Raw genomic sequence first — 660 nt, 5'->3', positions numbered from 1 at the left:
TTTTTGTAGCCTCCGGCGCGGTCGTAGGCCGCGGAGAGAGAACCGTAGGTAGCCATGGCGTAGTTCATGGAGGAGCGGATGTTGGCTTCCGGGTCCCAAATGTCGTCGAATCCGGGGTCTTTGTAGGATTGGAATGTGGGGTCGATGGTTTGCATAAGTCCCTTGGATGGGGTGCCGTTGACGGCGTTGGAGTCCCAATCGTTGATGGCGTGCGGGTTGCCTCCGGATTCTTGTTGCATGCGGCGCAGCACGGTATCGACGAGGGAGGCGGGCTGGCCTTTTTCTTTCAACAGGCGGGTGACAAGTCCGCGATACTTGTTGACGTCGCCGCCGACGCTTAAGTGCTCCTTGACCTTTTTGGCTACAGCGGCGACTTTGTCTTTGAGCCAGTTCCATGCGTTGTCGGCGCCTTTAGTCAGATAGGCGGGTGCGACGGATTTGGCTAGGTCGGTGCCGCTGCTGATGCCGAGTTTGTCTTTAACAGCGTTGATTTTGCCATCGAAGAGTTTCTTTGCTGCGTTGGCGAAGTCACCACCGAGCTCGATGGCTTTGTTGATGACGTCGTCAGTGACGTTCCATGCTTTGCCTGCTGTGGATTTGATGGCGCCGATAACACCGCCGTCAGCGAAGGAGCCGGAAAGTCCGGTGCCTTTTCCTGCT

General features: G+C 56.8%; 1 protein-coding gene. It reads right to left on the bottom strand.

Annotation, left to right across the window (positions count from 1 at the left end; translation table 11 throughout):
• Positions 1-660 (bottom strand): transglycosylase SLT domain-containing protein (locus tag QP990_RS12130; protein ID WP_284799420.1); only part of this gene is annotated, 660 nt, incomplete at both ends.

This window comes from Corynebacterium sp. MSK071 (assembly GCF_030232125.1).
GTDB lineage: Bacteria > Actinomycetota > Actinomycetes > Mycobacteriales > Mycobacteriaceae > Corynebacterium > Corynebacterium kefirresidentii.
The sequence above is the reverse complement of the archived record's forward strand: the minus strand, read 5'-3'. Positions and strand labels throughout refer to the sequence as shown.